The following is a 17,879-nucleotide window of genomic DNA, read 5'->3' as shown; positions in this document are numbered from 1 at the left end:
GGACCGCCGCGGGGTCAGACCGCCATCGCCACCATCAGCGGCGCCGCCCGCTCCGCCAGCAACTCGGCGGCGGCCCGCAGCCGGTGGCTGTCGGCGACCGGCAGCGAGGTGGCCAGGCAGCCCACCGTGCTGCCCGCCGACACGGGGACGGCCGCGCACACCGTACCGAGCGCGTACTCCTCCAGGTCCAGCACCGGCACGGTGGCCGGCTGGCGGTCCAGCCGGTGCAGCAGCTGCTCCGCGTCGGTGACGGTGCGGACGGTGAGCCGGGCGGGCCGGTGCCGGGACAGGTGGTCCCGGCGGCCCTCGTGGTCCAGCTGGCCGAGCAGGCAGCGGCCGATCGCGCTGGCGTGCGCGGTGCTGCGGAAGTCGGCCCACTCCACCACCGCGGGTGCGGACTCGCTCGCCACCACGGCCTCCACCGACAGCTCGCCGTCGTGGTAGCGGCTGAAGTAGACGGCGGCGCCCAGCTCGTCGCGCAGGTCGGCCAGCCCGCGGTGCAGCCGGGCGCGGACGAGCTGCTCGCGGTTCTGGTGGCCGAGCAGGGTGAGCGCACCGCCCAGCACCCAGGCGCCCTCGTCGAACAGCAGGTAGCCCTCGCCCTCCAGGGCCTCGGCCAGCTCCTGCACGGTGCCGGCCGGCAGCCCGAGCTCCCGGGCGAGCGACGCGGTGTCCACGCCCAGGGGATGGCGGTCCACGGCCTCCAGCAGCCGGAGCGCCCGGTGCAGGACCCCGTACGGGTTCCGTTCGCCGCGGGCCGGACCGCTCCGCCGCCCCCGACTCGGTGCCGTCATGGGCGCCCCTTCCGCTCGCGTGCCCGCCGCCGCGGCCCGGTGCAGCACCAGGGTAACCACGCGGCCGCCCCCGCCGTCGGTCCTCCGCGGATCTGGGCCCCGATCGCGGCGGGAACGCGCCAGGAGGGGCCGGGAACGGCCGCAGGGCCCCTTCCCACTGCCCGGGGGAAGGGGCCCTGCGGGCGGCGGCCGGGGATCCGGCCGCCGCGGAGGGTGGTTCGGGTGGCGGAGGGTCAGGCCTCTTCGCCGGCGCGGAGCTTCTTCACCGCCGCCTCCAGGCGGCTGCCGTACTCCTCGTCGGCCGCGTGGAAGTGCGCGAGGTTGCGCTCGACCACGTCGTCCCGGCTCACCTGGGCGAGGAAGCCCGCCAGGTTGGCGATCAGGCGGGCCTGCTCGCCCTCGGACATCAGCCGGTAGAGCTCGCCGGCCTGGAAGAAGTCGTCGTCCTTGGTGTGCGCCGGGGTGGTGTAGGTGCCGGTGTGGCCCTCCAGCCGGACGGGGGCGGCCAGCGCCGCGTCGGTCTGCGCCGGGCCGTCGTACGAGTTCGGCTCGTAGTTCTTGCCGCGACCCGCCGGGTTGACCGCCGCGAGGCCGTCGCGGCCGTAGTTGTTCACCTCGGTCGCCCGGGGCGCGTTGACGGCCAGCTGGGTGTGGTTGACACCCAGCCGGTAGCGCTGCGCGTCGGCGTAGGCGAACAGCCGGCCCTGGAGCATCTTGTCCGGGGACGGGCCGATGCCGGGCACGAAGTTGTTCGGCGAGAAGGCGGCCTGCTCGACCTCGGCGAAGACGTTCTCCGGGTTCTTGTTGAGCACCAGGCGGCCGACCTTGACCAGCGGGTAGTCGGCGTGCGGCCAGACCTTCGTCAGGTCGAACGGGTTGAAGCGGTAGGTCGCCGCCTCGGCCACCGGCATCAGCTGGACGTACAGCGTCCAGGACGGGAACACGCCCCGGTCGATGGCCTGGTGGAGGTCGCGCTGGTGGCTGTCGGCGTCGCCGCCGACCACCTCGGCGGCCTGCGAGCCGTCCAGCGAGCGCACGCCCTGGTTGGTCTTGAAGTGGTACTTCACCCAGTACGCGTCGCCCTGCTCGTTGACCCACTGGTAGGTGTGCGAGCCGTAGCCGTTCATGTGGCGGTAGGACGCCGGGATGCCGCGGTCGCCGAACAGCCAGGTGATCTGGTGGGTGGCCTCGGGGGCGTGCGCCCAGAAGTCCCAGACGTTGTCGGCCTCGGTGATGCCGGTGTACGGGTCGCGCTTCTGCGAGTGGATGAAGTCCGGGAACTTGACCGGGTCCTTGATGAAGAACACCGGGGTGTTGTTACCGACCAGGTCGTAGTTGCCCTGCTCGGTGTAGAACTTCAGCGCGAAGCCGCGCGGGTCGCGCACCGCGTCGGAGGCGCCCAGGTTGCCCGCCACGGTCGAGAAGCGCAGGAAGACCTCGGTGCGCTTGCCGACCCCGCCGAGGAAGGCGGCCCGGGTGTACTGCGAGACCTCGTCGGTGACCTCGAAGTAGCCGTAGGCGCCGGAGCCGCGGGCGTGCACGACGCGCTCCGGGATCCGCTCGCGGTTGAAGCGGGCGAGCTTCTCCAGCAGCTGCTGGTCCTGGATCAGCAGCGGGCCGTACTCGCCGGCGGACGCGGAGTTCTGGTTGTCGGCGACCGGGGCGCCGGACTCGGTGGTCAAGATCTTCGACATGAGGGTCCTTCAGTTACGGCGGTGCGGGGTGAGGTGGTGCGGCGTCAGACGCCGAGCAGGCGCCAGACGGCCGAGCGGCGGCGGGAGGCGTGCTCGCCGTCGGGGCCGTCGGTCGGCTGCAGGGCAGCGACGGCGGCAGTGGTCGCGGCGGCGTCCGCGAGCGGGCGGGCGGCGGTGAGCGCGGTGGCCTCCGCCGCGGTCAGGCCGGCCTCGGCGAGCGCGGCCGCGGCCTGCGCGGCGGGCAGCGCGTCGAACCAGCGCAGCGCCAGGGCGGCGCGGCCGGCCTCGGTGAGGCGGCCGGTCAGGCGGAGCCTGGCGAGTCCGCCGTCGGGGTAGACGTTGATCCGTACGTGCGTCACCGGGCGGCCGGCGTCGAGCCGGAAGCGGTGGCGGGTGTCGGGCTGGAGCCGCGTCCGGGGCAGCAGGTCGAACCAGCCCTCGGCGTCGGCGGCCGGGTCGCCGCCGGCCGAGGCGTCGTAGCCGACCAGGTCGGCCCAGCCGGGGGCGTTGGCGACGAAGTGGGAGGTGTCCACCTCGGCGGCCAGGACCTCGCCGCCCCCGGCCAGGGCGATCTGCACCCAGTCGTTGGCCTTGTCGCGCCGACGCCGGGTCTCCCAGCCCTCGCCCATGACGGTGGCGCGGCCGGGAGCGTTCAGGTTGTGCGGGGAGGAGAAGTAGCGGTCGGAGGCCGCCTCGGCGACGCCGCCGAACTCCTGGGCGGCCAGGTCGAAGGTGAGGCCGTCCAGCTCGCGCGGGTCGGGCAGCACCTCGCCGTGCACCCGCAGCCGGGCGACGCCGCCGTCCGGCCAGATGGCGAGCCGCACATGGGTGAAGCGGGTGCCGTCCGTGACCGGGAACGCGTGGGCGGTGTCGCCCTTGAGCGCCGTACGGGGCACCAGGTCCGTCCAGTCGGCGGCCGCCACCTCGGCGGGCGACGGGTGGCCGGGGATCGAGGCGCCCTGCACGGCGGCGCTCTCCGGGTAGTTGCCGGTGAAGTGGGCGGTGTCGACCACCACGCCGCGGATCACCCCGGCGGCGCCGAGGCGGACGAGCACCCAGTCGTGGTCGTCGTCGGTGGGGTGCGGCTGGTCGGCCGAGACGCCGCGGCGGCGCCGGGACTCCCAGCCGTCCATGATCTGGCCCTTGTGGCCGAAGGTGTGCGGCCGGAACTCGGCCGGCTTGGCGACCAGCAGGTTCTCGGCGTCGGCGAAGGTGTCCTCGTTGGTGCCGACGATGCCGGCGCCCAGCAGTCGGGACGCGAGGTTGACCAGCTCGGTGAACGGAGCGCTCGGGGTCTTGTCGGTACTCAACTGAGTCTCCTCGACGAGTGATCGGACGGAACGGGAATGGTGCTCAGCGGTCGGCCGCGGCCGGGCGGCCGATCTGCCGGCCGAACGGCTCGCCGGCGGTGTCCACCACCCGGCCGCGCAGCCAGGTGGTGCGGACGGCGCCGGTCAGGGTGCGGCCCGCGTACGGCGTGACCGGATTGCGGTGGTGCAGCTCCTCGGCGCGCACCGCGAACGGCGCGTCCGGGTCGAAGGCGACCAGGTCGGCGTCGCAGCCGGCCGCGATGGCGCCCTTGCGCCCGGTCAGGCCGACCAGGGCGGCCGGGCCGGCCGCCATCCAGCGGACGACGTCGGCCAGCGCGTGGCCGCGGCGCCGGGCCTCCGTCCAGACGGCCGGCAGGCCGACCTGGAGCGAGGCGATGCCGCCCCACGCCGCGGCGAAGTCGCCGCTGCCGCCGTAGCGCTCCAGCAGCTTCAGGTCCGGCGTGGAGGGCGAGTGGTCGGAGACCACCGCGGCGAACTCGCCCGCGGCCAGGGCGGCCCAGAGCGCGTCCCGGTTGGCCTCGGAGCGGATCGGCGGGCAGCACTTGAATGCGGTGTCGCCGTCCGGCACCTGCTCGGCGGTGAGGGTCAGGTAGTGCGGGCAGGTCTCGGCGGTGACCTCCCCGCCGTCCGCGCGGGCCTGCCGCAGCAGCGGGAGCACGGCGGCCGAGGAGACGTGCAGGATGTGGACGCGGGCGCCGGTGCGGCGGGCGGTGTCCAGCAGCCGGGCGACCGCGGCGGCCTCCGCGTCGTCGGGCCGGGAGGCCAGGAAGTCGCGGTAGTGCACGCCGGGCCGCTGGGGGGCGGCGTCCAGGACGGCCGGGTCCTCCGCGTGGATGATCGCCAGCGCGCCGAGCCGGGCCTGCTCGGCGAGCGCCGACTCCAGGTCCTGCTCCGTGGCCAGGTGCGGGAACTCGTCCACCCCGGAGGGCGCCAGGAAGCTCTTGAAGCCGAACACGCCGGCCTCGTGCAGGGCGGCCAGGTCGCCGGTGTTGCCCGGCACCGCGCCGCCCCAGAAGCCCAGGTCCACCCAGGCCTGGCCCTCGGCGGTCTTCCGCTTGGCCTCCAGCCCGGCGAGGGTGGTGGTCGGCGGGACGGAGTTGAGCGGCATGTCGACGATCGTGGTGACCCCGCCGGCCGCGGCCGCCCGGGTCGCGGTGGCGAAGCCCTCCCACTCGGTGCGGCCGGGCTCGTTGACGTGCACGTGGGTGTCGACCAGGCCGGGCAGCAGCGCGGTGTCGCCGAGGTCGGTGAGGCGGGCGTCGGAGGGGACGGCCGAGCCGTGGGCGACGACCCGCTCGATCCGGCCGTCCCGGACGACGACGTCCGCGGGGCGCTCGCCGTCCGGCAGCACCACCCGGCGGGACCGGATCACCGCCGCTGTCGCGGCCGTCTCGCTGACGGGCATCTGGGACCTCCGAACCGAGAGTACGAGTGGGGGTGTGCCGAAGGCGCGCAAGGCAGTTGGGGCCGGGACGACCGTCCTGGCGGCTGCGATTGCTCGGAGCCTAGGCCCGCCTTCAACAAAACGTCAATGTAGGAAGCTACGAGGGGACGCGGGCTCAACCGGCCAGCAGCGCGGCCGCCAGCCGCTCCCCCGCGACCTCGGCCAGCTCGGCCGCCCGGGTCATGCTGTCCCCCGGGTGCTCGGCCAGGTCGGTGAGCGCGACGGCCTCCGTGAAGCCCGCCGCGCGCCACTGGGGCTCGGACAGCTCCAGCCGCCCTGCCACAGCGGCCACCCGAACCCCCGCCCGGGTGGCCGCCGCGGCGACGCCGGCAGGGGCCTTGCCGTGGAGCGTCTGCGCGTCCAGGCATCCCTCACCGGTCACGACGAGGCGTGCCCCACGCACGGCCTCGTCGAAGCCCAGCAGTTCGAGGAGGAGCTCGATACCGGGCCGCATGGTGGCGCCGAGCAGGGCCAGGGCGGCGAAGCCGACCCCGCCTGCCGCCCCGGCGCCGGGGGCGTCGCGGACGTCCCGGCCGGTGCTGTCGCGGACGGTGTCCGCCCACCGGGCCAGGCCTTCCTCGAGGATCACCAGGTCGTCGCCGTCCGCGCCCTTCTGCGGGCCGTAGACGGCGGTGGCGCCGCGCGGGCCCAGCAGCGGGTTGTCGACGTCGCAGGCCACCACGATCTCCACCCCGGACAGCTGGTCGGCGAGCGAGCCGAGGTCGAGCCGGGCCAGCCGGCGCAGCGCGGCGCCGCCGGGCGGCAGCTCCGCCCCGTCCGCGTCGTACAGGCCGACGCCGAGCGCCTGGACCAGCCCCGCCCCGCCGTCGGTGCAGGCGCTGCCGCCCAGGCCGAGCACGATCCGGGTGGCGCCCAGGGCGACCGCCTTGGCGATCAGCTGGCCGACACCGAAGGAGGCGGCCGCCAGCGGCGCGGTGCGCCCGCCGGGGAGCCGGGCGAGGCCGGAGGCCTGGGCCAGCTCGACCACGGCGGTGTCGCCGCGCAGCGCGATCGCGGCGTCCACGGGCAGGCCGGTGGGGCCGGCGACCTTGGCCGCGACGCGGGTGAAGCCGGCCGCGAGGGCGGCCGCGAGGGTGCCCTCCCCGCCGTCGGCGACCGGGAGCTCGCGGACGTCGGTGCCGGGGGCGGCCCGGCGGATGCCGGCCGCGATCCGGGCGGCGACCTCGGCGCCCTCCAGGGTGCCCTTGAACTTGTCGGGGGCGACGACGACATGGCCCTGGGCGGGGGTGGCGGGCATGGCGTGGGCCTCACTTCCGGGCTTGGCTGGTGAACGGCTGACGGTCCGAGTCTGCGTCAGCCGGGGTGGTGTCGGAGGGATGCGGCCCCCTCCCCGCCGTACTTCTCGTCCCGCTTCCGACGTACGAGAAGCTCCCCTCGGCGAGGGAGGGGGCCGGGCGGCGTGCGCGGGCACGACCGAAGTGCCCCCGGGAGGGGTGGCACGCCGCGGCTGGGCCGACCGGCGGGAGGCGTCTGAGCACCAACCGCCCGCCGGTCGAGTACGACCTCCTGGCGGCGCGGGCACGACCGGACAGGTACACGCCGCCAGGAGGAGTCATGGGGTCGGACGACCCGTCGGGTCAGGCGACCTTGCGGCCGGAGAGCCGCTCCACGCCGCGCAGCAGCGCGGAGTGGTCGAGGGAGCCGTCGCCGTTGGCGCGGGCCGAGGCGACCAGCTGGGCGACGACCGCGCCGACCGGGAGGGCGGCGCCGACGGCCCGGGCGGCCTCGGTGACGATGCCCATGTCCTTGTGGTGCAGGTCGATGCGGAAGCCGGGGGCGAACTGGCGGTCGAGCATGTTCGCCTTCTTGCGGTTCAGCACGGTCGAGCCGGCCAGGCCGCCGCCGAGCACCTCCAGGGCCGCGCCGAGGTCGACGCCGGCGTTCTCGAGGAAGACCACGGCCTCGGCCAGGACCTGGATGTTGACGGCCACGATCAGCTGGTTGGCGGCCTTCACGGTCTGGCCCGCGCCCGCCGGGCCGACGTGGATGACGGTGGTGCCGAGCGCGTCGAACAGCGGCTTCGCCTCGGCGAAGTCCGCGGCGTCGCCGCCGACCATGATGGACAGAACGGCCTCGACCGCGCCGGCCTCGCCGCCGGAGACGGGGGCGTCCAGGGTGCGCACGCCCTTGGCCCCGGCCGCGGCCTCGACCTTGATCGAGGTCTGCGGGGTGATCGAGGACATGTCGATCACGAGGGTGCCGGGCCGCACGCTCTCCAGCACGCCGCCCTCACCGAGCACGACCTGCTCGACCTGGGGGTCGGCCGGGACCATGGTGATGACGACCTCGGCGTCGCGCACCGCCTCGGCGATGCTGCCCGCGCCGTGGCCGCCGGCCGCGACGAGGGCGTCGATCGGGGGCTGGGTGAGGTTGAAGCCGGTGACGTGGTGCCCGGCCTTGACCAGGTTGGCGGCCATCGGGCTGCCCATGATGCCGAGGCCGATGAAGGCGATCTTGCGGCTCATCGCGTCGTTCCTTACGTGGTGTGGGAGGGGGTCAGCGGGCGGCGCGCAGCTCGCGCGGGAGCCACGCGAAGCTGTCGGCGCTGACGCCGGTCGCCGGGCGGTACTCGAGGCCGATCCGGCCGGTGTAGCCGGCGGCGGTGAGGCGGGCGAAGAGGTCCTCGAAGTCGAGGTCGCCGGTGCCGGGCTCGTTGCGGCCGGGGGTGTCGGCGATCTGGACGTGGCCGATGCGGTCGGCGTAGGCGTCGATCACGGCGGCCAGGTCCTCGCCGTTGCGGGCCAGGTGGTAGAGGTCGCAGAGGAAGCGCGCGTTGCCGAGGCCGGTCGCGGCGTTGACCTTGTCGACGACGTCGACGGCGGCGGCGGCGGACACCAGCGGGTAGTCCGGGGACTCCGGCGCGTTGAGCGCCTCGATCAGCAGGACGGCGCCGATGCCGTGGGCGGCGCGGGCGGCGAGCACGAGGTTCTCCAGCGCCAGGGCGTCCTGCTCGGCGGGGTCGGCGCCCTCGACGCGGTTGCCGTACAGGGCGTTGAGGGCCTTGGTGCCCAGCGACCCGGCGAGGGCGGCGGTGACGGGCACGTTGGCGCGGAACCGCTCCTGCTCGGCCGGGACGGAGACCGTACCGCGGGCGCCGCGGGTCAGGTCGTCCAGGAAGTTGAGGCCGGTGAGCTGTACGCCCGCGTCGGTGAAGGCCTTGCGGAGGGCGTCGAGCTCGTCCTGGGACGGGTCGTGCTCCTCGCCGAAGGGCCACCAGAGCTCGGCGGCGGTGAAGCCGGCGGCGGCCGCTGCGGCGGGGCGCTCCAGCAGGGGAGCTCGCCGAACAGGATCGACAGATTGACCGTGTAGCTGTGCGCGGAAGCGGCAGTCACGTCCATCTCCTTCGTCTCTTCCGTCCCGACTTCCACGATCCGGAAGAGGGATTCTGTCTGGTGGAAGCATCTCCGCAGCCCCGAGCGGGTGTCAAGGCCGTCGCAACAATTTGTTGAAGTGGCCGAACGGGGCCCGCCGCCCGGGCGGCCGACTGTCCGATCGACCAGCCCCGACCCTCCGCCGACCGGCTCGCTAGAGTGAGCGGGTGCGATTGATGGTGGAGTTCACGACAGAGCCGTTCGAACTCGACGGCTTCCCGGACCACGCGAAGGCGGCCCGACGGGTCGTGGACGAGGCGGGCCTCGCCGTCTCGGTGGGCCCGTTCGGCACCAGCGCCGAGGGCGAGGCCGAGCAGGCGCTCGACGCCGTCACCCGCCTGCTGCGCGAGACCCTGGAGGCCGGCGCCACCCGGATCTCCGTCCAGGTGAGCGTGCTGGACGACGACCGACCCCAGGAGGGGGTGGGTACGCCGTGAACAACGCACCGGAGCACCCGCTGACCGCGGCGATAAAGCCGCTGCTGGACGCCGTCGGCGCCACCGCGGTGGCACCGGCCGACGCCCGCCCCGACGACGTCGTCCTGGAGTGGGACGGCACCCCGGCACTGGCCGTCCGGCTGCCGCACCTGAGCAGCGCGCTCGACCGGCTGCTCGCCGAGATGGCCCGCCAGTACGACGGGCGCCCGCTCGCCGAGCTGGACCGGGCCGAGAAGCAGCGGGTGGTGGCACTGCTGGAGGAGCGCGGCGCGTTCACCGTCCGCCACGGCGTGGAGACGGTGGCCTCCGCGCTCGGCGTCAGCCGCTTCACGGTGTACAACTACCTGAACCGGCAGGACGGCACCAAGAAGGACTGATCCGACGGGTTCGTCCGAGTCTGTACCGGGGGACACTCCGGGCACACTTGGCGGATCGCACACGACACGCGGCGGTAACCGGGCCCGCCGCGAAACGTAACCACCAACCGTTCAACAAAGTGTTGACGGCCCGGGGTGGTGGATCTAGCTTGTGCGAGTGGCACCACTCTTCAGGAGGTCCACTCGTGACCAACCACCCCACCGTGTCCCCCGCGGCGTCCAGGGCGCTTGAAGCCCTGGCGGCGGCCCCGGCCGCCGCACTGCGGGAGACGCTGCTGGAGATCTGCTCCAGCCCCCGCTGGGCCGAGGCCGTCGCGGCCGCCCGGCCGTGGCCCGACCGGGCGTCACTGCTGGCCGCCAACGCGGCCGCGATGGCGTCGCTCGGCACCGCGGACCTCGCCGACGCGATGGCCGGGCACGCCCGGATCGGCACGCCCAAGGCGGGCGACGCCGTCTCCGAGCGGGAACAGGCCGGCATCCGGGGCGCCGACGCGGCGCTCCTGGACGAACTGCACGAGGCCAACGCCGCCTACGAGGCGAAGTTCGGCCACGTCTTCCTGATCTGCGCGACCGGCCGCACGGCCGCGACCATGCTCGCCGCGCTGCGCGAGCGCCACCCGCACGACGCCGCCACCGAGGCGGAGATCGTCCGGGGCGAACTGCGCAAGATCAACGACATCCGCATCAACCGGCTGCTGGACGAGGCGTAGGCCTCCGACGGTCGGCCGTCCCCTGCCATCAGTAAGGTCTTTCCACCCATGACTGGCATCTCCACGCACGTGCTCGACACCAGCCTCGGCCGGCCGGCCGAGGGCGTCCCGGTCGAGCTGGCACTGCACACCGAGGGTGGCTGGAAGGTGCTCGGCACCTCCGCCACGGACTCCGACGGCCGGGCCAAGGACCTGCCGGCCGTGGAGGCGGGCTCGGTCGTCCGGCTGCTCTTCGACACCGCCGCGTACTACGCGGGCAGGTCGCAGGAGCCGCCGTTCTTCCCCGAGGTCTCGATCGTCTTCACGGTCGCGCCCGCGCAGCACCACTACCACGTGCCGCTGCTGCTCAACCCGTTCGGCTACTCGGTCTACCGCGGAAGCTAGTAGACCGCCTCAAAGCTTAGGAGCCAGGTCATGGCCCATGTGCTCGGTCAGAACCAGTACGGCAAGGCGGAGAACCGGATCGTCCGCGTCTACCGCGACTCCACCCGCCACGAGATCAAGGACCTGAACGTCTCGGTCTCGCTGCAGGGCGAGTTCGAGGACGTCCACCTCACCGGCTCGAACGCCAACTGCCTGCCCACCGACACCACCAAGAACACCGTGTACGCCTTCGCCAAGGAGCACGGCATCGAGTCGGCGGAGGCCTTCGGCATCACGCTGGCCCGGCACTTCGTCGACAACACCGAGCGCGGTGTGGTGCACAGCGCCCGGATCCGGATCGAGGAGTACACCTGGGACCGGATCCGCACGCCCGACAGCTCGGCGCGGTTCATCGGCTCCGAGGAGGTCGGGCACTCCTTCGTCCGCAACGGGCAGGAGACCCGCACCAGCGAGATCGTCTACGACGGCGACAGCTTCCAGGTGATCTCCGGCCTCAAGGACCTGGTCGTCATGAACTCCACCAACTCGGAGTTCTGGGGCTACATCAAGGACCGCTACACCACGCTCCAGGAGGCCTACGACCGGATCCTGGCCACCCAGGTGACGGCCCGTTGGAAGTACGGCTTCACCGGCCGCGACGACGAGGCCCAGCCGAACTGGAACCGCTCGTACAACCACGTGAAGCGCCACATGCTGGAGGCCTTCGCGGAGACCTACTCCTACTCGCTGCAGCAGACCCTGCACGCGATGGGCACCCGGGTGCTGAACAACCGGGCCGAGGTGGACGAAGTCCGCCTGGAGCTCCCGAACAAGCACCACTTCCTGGTCGACCTCTCGCCGTTCGGGCTCAAGAACGACAACGAGGTCTACTACGCCGCCGACCGGATGTACGGCCTCATCGAGGGCACCGTGCACCGCGAGGGCGTCGTCCCGGTCATCCCGGTCGCCTGACCCGGCCGCACCATGACCTCCGCCCAGGACCGCACCACCCCCGGCCGCACCCGGCCGGCCGGTCCCGGACGGCCCGCACCACTGCTTTCTCCACCCCCACCATCCGGAGAACGTGCCCCCTTCGCGGCGGCCGGCCCGGGGCGCTGGGGAGGCTGCCCGAGGGATCCTTGCACCGCCGTCCCGTCCTCGGGCAACGCACGTCGAAGCTGCCTCCAGCGCCACGGGCGCGCCGGAAGCCATGGGCACACAAGGGGCTCGACATGGCTGTCCGCTCAACCCGCACAGACGGCGGTTCCACCCTCCCCGGCCCGCCCGGGGAGGTCCATCCCGTGGACGGGCTGCTGCCCCCGGTGAAGCTGTTCACCACCGGTCTCCAGCACGTCGCCGCGATGTACGCGGGCGTGGTCGCGCCCCCGCTCATCGTCGGCGCCGGCGTGGGCCTCACCCCCGCCGAGCTCGCCCTGCTCATCTCGGCCAGCCTGTTCACCGCGGGCCTGGCCACCCTCCTCCAGACCCTGGGCGTCTGGCGGATCGGCGCACGGCTGCCGTTCGTGAACGGCGTGTCGTTCGCCGGTGTCGCCCCGATGCTCGCCATCGCCAAGGAGCACGGCCCGAAGGACGCCCTCCCGGTGGTCTTCGGCGCGGTGATCGTCGCGGGGATCCTGTGCTTCCTCGCGGCGCCGTACTTCTGCAAGCTCGTCCGGTTCTTCCCGCCGGTCGTGCAGGGCACCGTGATCACCCTCATCGGGGTGTCCCTGCTGCCGGTCGCGGTCAACTGGGCCCGTGGCGGCACCCCGGCACCCCCGGGTACGGCTCGATGCGGTCGATCGGCCTCGCCGCGCTGACCCTGGTCGCGGTGGTCGCCTGCACCAAGCTGCTGCGCGGCTTCTGGCAGCAGCTGGCGCTCCTGATCGGCCTGGCGGTCGGCACCCTGGCCGCCTTCCCGCTGCACCTGGCCGACTTCGGCGCGGTCGGCGACGCGCAGGTGTTCGCCCTCCCCTCGCCGTTCCACTTCGGCGCGCCGAAGTTCGACGCCGCCGCGATCGTCTCGCTCTGCATCGTCATGATCGTGTCGATGACCGAGTCCACCGCCGACATGCTCGCCCTCGGCCGGATCGTCGACCGCCCGGCCGACGAGCGGACGCTGGCGGCCGGGTTGCGCGCCGACGGCCTGGCCACCGCGGTCAGCCCGGTGTTCAACGGCTTCGCCTGCAGCGCCTTCGCCCAGAACATCGGGCTGGTGGCGCTGACCGGCATCCGCAGCCGGTTCGTCGTCGCGACCGGCGGCGGCATCCTCGTCCTGCTGGGCCTCTTCCCGGTTCTCGGGTCGCTGGTCTCGCTCGTCCCCGCGCCGGTGCTCGGCGGGGCCGGGATCGTGCTCTTCGGCACGGTCGCGGCGAGCGGGATCCGCACCCTCGCCGAGGCGGGGTTGGAGTCCAGCGCCAACACCATCCTGGTGTCGGTGTCCCTCGGGGTCGGCATCATCCCGATCGCCGCCCCCACGTTCTACGACGCCTTCCCGGAGGCCGTCCGGACCCTGATGCACTCGGGGATCTCGGCGGGCTGCGTGGCGGCCGTCCTGCTCAACCTGCTCTTCCACCACGTCGGCACCGCCCGCAGGTCCCCGACCGCCGAGGCGGCCGGCGCGGCGGTGTCAACGGCGACACCGTCCTGACCGGAGGGGGCGTGCGCACACGCTCACCCGCACGCCCCCTCCCACGCCCCCATAGGAGTCACCATGGCAGTCCAGCCCCCGCCCGCCGACCAGCGGATCGTGATCGAGAACGTCGCCGTCGCGACGGTCGACGCGAACGACACCGAGTACGCCCGCGGCCACGTGGTCATCCTCGGCAACCGGATCGAGTCGGTCGGCGACGGCCCCGCCCCGCAGTGGCTGGACAACGTGGTGCGCCGGATCAACGGCGAGGGCCACCTGATCACCCCGGGCCTGGTCAACACCCACCACCACTTCTACCAGTGGATCACCCGCGGCCTGGCCCAGGACAACATCCTCTTCGACTGGCTGGTCGCGCTCTACCCGACCTGGGCCCGGATCGACGACCGGCTCGTGCACGCCGCCACCCAGGGCTCGGCGGCCGCGCTGCTCAAGTCCGGCTGTACGACCGCCTCCGACCACCACTACGTCTTCCCGCAGGGCGGCGGCGACATCCTCGGCGCGTCCATCGAGGGCGTCCGCGAACTGGGGATGCGCTTCACCGCGCTGCGCGGCTCGATGGACCGCAGCAAGAAGGACGGCGGCCTGCCGCCGGACCACGCGGTCGAGAAGACCGAGGACATCCTGATCGCCTCCGAGGCGGCCGTCGACACCTGGCACGACTCCTCGTTCGGCTCGATGCTGCACGTCGCGATCGCGCCCTGCTCGCCGTTCTCGGTCTCCACCGAACTGCTCAAGCAGTCCGCCGAACTGGCCCGCCGCAAGGGCGTCCGGCTGCACACCCACGGCTCCGAGACGGCCGAGGAGGAGCAGTTCTGCAAGGAGCTGTTCGGCATGGGCCCGACCGACTACTTCGAGTCCACCGGCTGGCTCGGCGAGGACGTGTGGATGGCGCACTGCGTCCACATGAACGACTCCGACATCGCCAAGTTCGCCGAGACCGGCACCGGCGTGGCGCACTGCCCGTCCTCCAACGCCCGCCTGGCGGCCGGCATCGCCCGCGTCCCCGACATGCTGAAGGCCGGCGTGCCGGTCGGCCTCGGCGTGGACGGCACCGCCTCCAACGAGTCCGGCGAGCTGGGCACCGAACTGCGCAACGCGCTGCTGATCAACCGTCTGCACGGCCGGCCGGACGCGCTGACCGCCCGCTCCGCGCTGCGCCTGGGCACCATGGGCGGCGCCCGGGTGCTCGGCCGCCACCAGGAGATCGGCTCCATCGAGGCGGGCAAGCTCGCCGACCTGGCGCTGTGGAAGGTGGACGGCATCATGCACTCGTCGATCGCCGACCCGGTCGCCGCGCTGGTGATGGGCGCGCTGCCGCCGCTGGCCACGCTGTTCGTCAACGGCAACGCCGTGGTCGAGCGCGGCGTGCTCACCACCGTCGACGAGGACCGGATCGCCCTGGCCTGCGCCCGCGCCGCGAAGGAGCTCGCCGCCCGCGTCTGACCCCCGAACTCCGGGCCGCACCAGGGACGGTGCGCACCCCGGACTCCGTGACCCGCCGGGCCGGCCCACAGCCGCCCGCCAGGCCGTACGGAGCGCCGCCCCCGGGCCCACGGCGAGGGTCCGGGGGCGGCGGCATGCCCCGGGCCGAGCGGCCGGGGCCGTCCCCGCCCCGGCTCAGTTGCCCTGGGAGTTGCTGAAGTCGCCGGTGGTCTCCTTCTTGTCCAGCCGGCGGATGCGGATGGCGGCCGGCTCTCCGGCGGACACCCCTTCGGTCTCCTCGGGCTCGGCGCCGATCTCGTCGTCGAACGGGTTCTCGATCATCGTCTCTCCTCGGGGACTGACGGTCGAACAGGAAATCGTTCTTGCAAAGAACAACCCACCAAGTGCACGATGTCAATGAGTTGACGCCACGTCACTCGCGCCCCCAGCGCCCCGGGAGGGTGCCGCCGATGCTTCTGCCACGCATCAAGCCCGAGCACCGGCCCTACCGGACGGACTCCGGCGGCATCCGGATCGGCGGCTCGATCCACGGCATCGGCGCGGAGATCGACGATCCGACCGGCTGGATCTGGACACTGGTGTCGCTGGCCGACGGCACCCGCAGCGGCGCCGCCATCGGGGCCGAGGTGGCGGCCCGCCACCCGGCGGTCCCGCCCGCGCAGGCGGCCGCCGGGCTCGCCCGGCTCACCGCCGCCGGCTTCCTGGAGGACGCGGGCAGCGCGCCGCCGCCCGAGCTGACCGCCCGGGAGCGGGAGCGCCACAGCCGGGGCCACGACCTCTACCGCTGGATGGATCTCGGGCCGCGGGCCAACGGCTGGGACGTCCAGCTCCGGCTGCGCAACGCCCGCGTCCTGCTGATCGGCCTCGGCGGAACCGGCGGGGCGGCCGCGCTCGCGCTGGCCGCCTCCGGCGTCGGCGAACTGCGCTGCGTGGACCCGGACACCGTCGAGCTCTCCAACCTCAACCGGCAGACGCTCTACACCGAGGCGGACCTCGGGCGGCCGAAGGCCGAGGCCGCCGGGGCCCGCCTGCGCGCCCTCAACTCGGACATCACCGTCCTCGCCCGCCGGCTGCGGATCACCGGCCCCGACGACCTCCGACCGCTGGTCGAGGAGGCGCCGCGGCCCGATCTGCTGCTGCTCTGCGCGGACCGCCCGGACGACGTCCGGCGCTGGACGAACCGGATCTGCCTGGACGCCGGACTCCCCTGGCTGGACGCCGGATACCGCGGTCCGCTGGCCACCGTCGGCGTCCACGCACCCGGCCGCGGCGCCTGCTGGGAGTGCCTGCACACCGCCGGGCGGGCCGGCCGGGACACCGGTCTGCCACCCGGCGCGGACGAGCAGGAGGTCACCCCGCGGATGCCGTGGAACCCGGCCAACGCGGTCACCGCCGGGCTGTCCGGGGCGCTGCTCGCCCACGCCGCGCTGGCCCTGCTGACCGGTGTCCCGCCGCTGGAGCCGGGCTTCCGGTTCGGCCTCAACCTGATGCTCCCGGGCGAGCCGCTGCTGGAGCGCCACCCGCGCCGCCCGGACTGTCCCGCCTGCGGGACACCGCCCCCGGGGGCCGGCTGATGGCAACCGTGCCCGCGGTGCCCGCCCTCTCGCCGTCCAGCCGGATCCGGCTGCACGACCTCACCGGGCGACCGGACGGCGGCGAATGGATCGTCGGGCGGATGGCCACTGGTGCCTTCGTCGCGCTGCCGCCGGTCGGCGAGCGGGTGGTGGGGCTGCTCGGCGAGGGCCTGAGCCTCGACGAGGTGGACCGGGTGCTGGCGGCCGAGTCCGGCGGACGGACGGACGTCGCGGGCTTCGTCCGCGAGCTGGTGGGCCTCGGCTTCGTCCGGGAGGTGGACGGCGCACCGGTGCCGGAGGACGCGCCGCCGCGGCCGTCCCTTCCCTGGCTGACGCCGCGGCACGTGCGCTGGGTGCTGGCGCCGGCGCTGCCGTTCCTGCTCGCCGCGCTGATCGCGGCGGCCGCTGCGGTGCTCGTCCGCCGGCCGGATCTCCGCCCCGGCTACCGCGACCTGTTCTGGAGCCCGCACGGCAGCCTCGTACTGGCCGCCGGGCTGGCCGTGGCCTGGGGCCTGGCCCTGCTGCACGAGTGCGGCCACCTGGCCGCGGCCCGGGCCGCGGGGGTGCCGGCCCGGATCCGGCTCGGCACCCGGCTGCAGTTCCTCGTCCTGCAGACCGACATCAGCGGGATCGAGGTCGCGCCGCGCCGGCACCGCCTCACCGCCTACCTGGGCGGCCCGGCGGTGAACCTGACGGTGGCCTCCGGCGCCGTCCTGCTGCTCGCGGCGACCGGCCGCACCGCCGCCTGGCACCCCGCCGTCTCGCTCGTGCTGCTGCTCGCGCTCGTCCAGCTCCCGTTCCAGCTCATGGTGTTCATGCGCACGGACCTCTACTTCGTGCTGCAGGACCTGACCGGCTGCCGTGACCTGTACGGCGACGGCGCGGCGCTGGCCCGCCACCTCGTCCGGCGGGCCCGCCGTGCGGTGGTGCGCCGCGGGCCGCGGCCGGTGGACCCGGGCCTGGCCCTGCCCGCGCGGGAGCGGCGCGCCGTGCGCTGGTACTGCGCCGTGCAGGTCGTCGGCACCGCCCTCTGCCTGGGCGTGCTCGCCACCGTCAGCCTGCCGGCCGACCTGGTGCTGCTGGCGCACGCCGTCGACCGGCTCGGCAGCGGGCAGTCGGCGGCGGCCCGCCTCGACGGTGCCGTCGTGCTGCTCACGGTCGGCGGCGCGCAGGTGCTGTGGGCCGTCACCCGGCTGCGCCGGCGACGCCCGCGGCGGCCCGCTCAGGCCGTGCGGCCGAGGGTCGCCAGGTAGGCGCGCCAGCCGCCGTGGCCGGTGATCTCGCGGTGGACGCCGCGCTCGAGTTCACCGCGGGCGAGCAGCATGGACAGGCACGGCGTGCCGTCCGCGAGCGTGATGACACCGAGTTCGAGCTCGCGGGGCTCGCCGGGCAGCACGACGTCCCGCAGGTGCTCCAGGGGGACGTCGTACAGCTCGCCCTCGACCGCGCTGTCCGCGGCCGGGTCGGCGAGCAGCCCGGGGCAGACGTCGCCGATGGAGAAGAAGCGGTAGCCGGGTGCGGTGTGCACCGGGCCGACCAGGTACCGGGCGACCGACGGGTGGAACGGTCCGCCGGCCATCGCCTGGCCGTTGAAGAAGATGCGCGCCACGGCGGCCTCCGGGGATGGCCGCTCCGCACGGCCGCCGAGGACAGGCGGAGGCGGCCGTACG

Annotated in this window: 16 protein-coding genes and 2 pseudogenes; 9 read left to right on the top strand and 9 right to left on the bottom strand. The window is 74.1% G+C overall.

Annotation, left to right across the window (positions count from 1 at the left end; all coding sequences use genetic code 11):
* Nucleotides 1-14 precede the first annotated feature (14 nt).
* The 7 genes and pseudogenes from ABEB13_RS31400 to ABEB13_RS31370 form a co-directional block, all read right to left on the bottom strand.
* Entirely contained in the window at nucleotides 15-794 is a 780-nt protein-coding gene (locus tag ABEB13_RS31400) for an IclR family transcriptional regulator (protein ID WP_345708172.1), read from the bottom strand.
* A 233-nt stretch (nucleotides 795-1,027) separates the two neighbouring features.
* On the bottom strand, nucleotides 1,028-2,488 hold the full coding sequence (locus ABEB13_RS31395; protein ID WP_345708171.1) for a catalase: 1,461 nt from the start codon (nucleotides 2,486-2,488) through the stop codon (nucleotides 1,028-1,030).
* Nucleotides 2,489-2,532: 44 nt separating this feature from the next.
* A complete protein-coding gene (gene alc, locus ABEB13_RS31390; RefSeq protein ID WP_345708170.1) occupies nucleotides 2,533-3,798 on the bottom strand; it encodes an allantoicase in 1,266 nt (421 codons plus the stop codon).
* A gap of 43 nt (nucleotides 3,799-3,841) precedes the next feature.
* Complete coding sequence (gene allB, locus ABEB13_RS31385; RefSeq protein WP_345708169.1) at nucleotides 3,842-5,224, bottom strand: allantoinase AllB; 1,383 nt, start codon at nucleotides 5,222-5,224, stop codon at nucleotides 3,842-3,844.
* Nucleotides 5,225-5,378: 154 nt separating this feature from the next.
* Nucleotides 5,379-6,521 (bottom strand): glycerate kinase, encoded by a 1,143-nt coding sequence (locus ABEB13_RS31380; RefSeq protein WP_345708168.1) that lies wholly within the window; start codon nucleotides 6,519-6,521, stop codon nucleotides 5,379-5,381.
* Nucleotides 6,522-6,861: 340 nt separating this feature from the next.
* Complete coding sequence (locus ABEB13_RS31375) at nucleotides 6,862-7,749, bottom strand: 2-hydroxy-3-oxopropionate reductase (protein WP_345708167.1); 888 nt, start codon at nucleotides 7,747-7,749, stop codon at nucleotides 6,862-6,864.
* 31 nt (nucleotides 7,750-7,780) lie between these two features.
* Nucleotides 7,781-8,622: pseudogene (locus ABEB13_RS31370) on the bottom strand (TIM barrel protein).
* 200 nt (nucleotides 8,623-8,822) lie between these two features.
* Between ABEB13_RS31370 and ABEB13_RS31365 the strand changes: the two are divergent.
* The 7 genes and pseudogenes from ABEB13_RS31365 (at nucleotide 8,823) to ABEB13_RS31335 (ending at nucleotide 14,635) form a co-directional block, all read left to right on the top strand.
* Nucleotides 8,823-9,092 carry a thiamine-binding protein gene (locus ABEB13_RS31365; protein WP_198523972.1) on the top strand — a complete coding sequence of 90 codons (270 nt, stop codon included), beginning with the start codon at nucleotides 8,823-8,825 and terminating at the stop codon, nucleotides 9,090-9,092.
* Nucleotides 9,089-9,469: a helix-turn-helix domain-containing protein gene (locus tag ABEB13_RS31360; RefSeq protein ID WP_345708166.1), complete on the top strand. Its 381-nt coding sequence runs from the start codon at nucleotides 9,089-9,091 to the stop codon at nucleotides 9,467-9,469. Before ABEB13_RS31365 ends, ABEB13_RS31360 begins: the two co-directional genes overlap by 4 nt.
* A 185-nt stretch (nucleotides 9,470-9,654) precedes the next feature.
* Nucleotides 9,655-10,179, top strand: a complete 525-nt coding sequence (gene uraD, locus ABEB13_RS31355) for a 2-oxo-4-hydroxy-4-carboxy-5-ureidoimidazoline decarboxylase (protein ID WP_345708165.1) — start codon at nucleotides 9,655-9,657, stop codon at nucleotides 10,177-10,179.
* 48 nt (nucleotides 10,180-10,227) lie between these two features.
* Nucleotides 10,228-10,563, top strand: coding sequence for a hydroxyisourate hydrolase (gene uraH, locus ABEB13_RS31350; RefSeq protein WP_345708164.1), 336 nt, complete (start codon nucleotides 10,228-10,230; stop codon nucleotides 10,561-10,563).
* A 30-nt stretch (nucleotides 10,564-10,593) separates the two neighbouring features.
* Nucleotides 10,594-11,514 carry a factor-independent urate hydroxylase gene (gene pucL, locus ABEB13_RS31345; RefSeq protein WP_100887706.1) on the top strand — a complete coding sequence of 307 codons (921 nt, stop codon included), beginning with the start codon at nucleotides 10,594-10,596 and terminating at the stop codon, nucleotides 11,512-11,514.
* Between the two features lie 260 nt (nucleotides 11,515-11,774).
* Nucleotides 11,775-13,189, top strand: a pseudogene (locus ABEB13_RS31340) (nucleobase:cation symporter-2 family protein).
* A 63-nt stretch (nucleotides 13,190-13,252) separates the two neighbouring features.
* Nucleotides 13,253-14,635 carry an 8-oxoguanine deaminase gene (locus ABEB13_RS31335; RefSeq protein WP_345708163.1) on the top strand — a complete coding sequence of 461 codons (1,383 nt, stop codon included), beginning with the start codon at nucleotides 13,253-13,255 and terminating at the stop codon, nucleotides 14,633-14,635.
* 174 nt (nucleotides 14,636-14,809) lie between these two features.
* Here the strand turns inward: ABEB13_RS31335 and ABEB13_RS31330 are convergent, their stop codons facing one another.
* Nucleotides 14,810-14,956 carry a hypothetical protein gene (locus tag ABEB13_RS31330; RefSeq protein ID WP_345708162.1) on the bottom strand — a complete coding sequence of 49 codons (147 nt, stop codon included), beginning with the start codon at nucleotides 14,954-14,956 and terminating at the stop codon, nucleotides 14,810-14,812.
* A 128-nt stretch (nucleotides 14,957-15,084) separates the two neighbouring features.
* Here ABEB13_RS31330 and ABEB13_RS31325 point away from each other — a divergent pair, with 128 nt between their 5' ends.
* Complete coding sequence (locus ABEB13_RS31325) at nucleotides 15,085-16,209, top strand: HesA/MoeB/ThiF family protein (protein ID WP_345708161.1); 1,125 nt, start codon at nucleotides 15,085-15,087, stop codon at nucleotides 16,207-16,209.
* Nucleotides 16,209-17,462 (top strand): hypothetical protein, encoded by a 1,254-nt coding sequence (locus tag ABEB13_RS31320; protein WP_345708160.1) that lies wholly within the window; start codon nucleotides 16,209-16,211, stop codon nucleotides 17,460-17,462. The genes ABEB13_RS31325 and ABEB13_RS31320 overlap by 1 nt, the downstream gene beginning before the upstream one ends.
* Here ABEB13_RS31320 and ABEB13_RS31315 read toward each other — a convergent pair.
* The gene (locus ABEB13_RS31315; RefSeq protein WP_345708159.1) at nucleotides 17,432-17,818 is read right to left on the bottom strand and encodes an allophanate hydrolase-related protein; all 387 of its coding nucleotides are present in this window, start codon (nucleotides 17,816-17,818) and stop codon (nucleotides 17,432-17,434) included. The two genes, ABEB13_RS31320 and ABEB13_RS31315, sit on opposite strands and share 31 nt — an antisense overlap.
* Nucleotides 17,819-17,879 lie beyond the last annotated feature (61 nt).

It is taken from the genome of Kitasatospora paranensis (assembly GCF_039544005.1).
Lineage (GTDB): Bacteria > Actinomycetota > Actinomycetes > Streptomycetales > Streptomycetaceae > Kitasatospora > Kitasatospora paranensis.
This window is presented reverse-complemented; position numbering and strand designations above follow the sequence as displayed.

Excerpts from the sequence above, each read along its gene's own strand:
- ABEB13_RS31400 (WP_345708172.1), bottom strand. The coding sequence starts at position 794 with ATGACGGCACCGAGTCGGGGGCGGCGGAGCGGTCCGGCCCGCGGCGAA.
- ABEB13_RS31395 (WP_345708171.1), bottom strand. The coding sequence starts at position 2,488 with ATGTCGAAGATCTTGACCACCGAGTCCGGCGCCCCGGTCGCCGACAAC.
- allB (WP_345708169.1), bottom strand. The coding sequence starts at position 5,224 with ATGCCCGTCAGCGAGACGGCCGCGACAGCGGCGGTGATCCGGTCCCGC.
- ABEB13_RS31380 (WP_345708168.1), bottom strand. The coding sequence starts at position 6,521 with ATGCCCGCCACCCCCGCCCAGGGCCATGTCGTCGTCGCCCCCGACAAG.
- ABEB13_RS31375 (WP_345708167.1), bottom strand. The coding sequence starts at position 7,749 with ATGAGCCGCAAGATCGCCTTCATCGGCCTCGGCATCATGGGCAGCCCG.
- uraH (WP_345708164.1), top strand. The coding sequence starts at position 10,228 with ATGACTGGCATCTCCACGCACGTGCTCGACACCAGCCTCGGCCGGCCG.
- pucL (WP_100887706.1), top strand. The coding sequence starts at position 10,594 with ATGGCCCATGTGCTCGGTCAGAACCAGTACGGCAAGGCGGAGAACCGG.
- ABEB13_RS31335 (WP_345708163.1), top strand. The coding sequence starts at position 13,253 with ATGGCAGTCCAGCCCCCGCCCGCCGACCAGCGGATCGTGATCGAGAAC.
- ABEB13_RS31330 (WP_345708162.1), bottom strand. The coding sequence starts at position 14,956 with ATGATCGAGAACCCGTTCGACGACGAGATCGGCGCCGAGCCCGAGGAG.
- ABEB13_RS31325 (WP_345708161.1), top strand. The coding sequence starts at position 15,085 with ATGCTTCTGCCACGCATCAAGCCCGAGCACCGGCCCTACCGGACGGAC.
- ABEB13_RS31320 (WP_345708160.1), top strand. The coding sequence starts at position 16,209 with ATGGCAACCGTGCCCGCGGTGCCCGCCCTCTCGCCGTCCAGCCGGATC.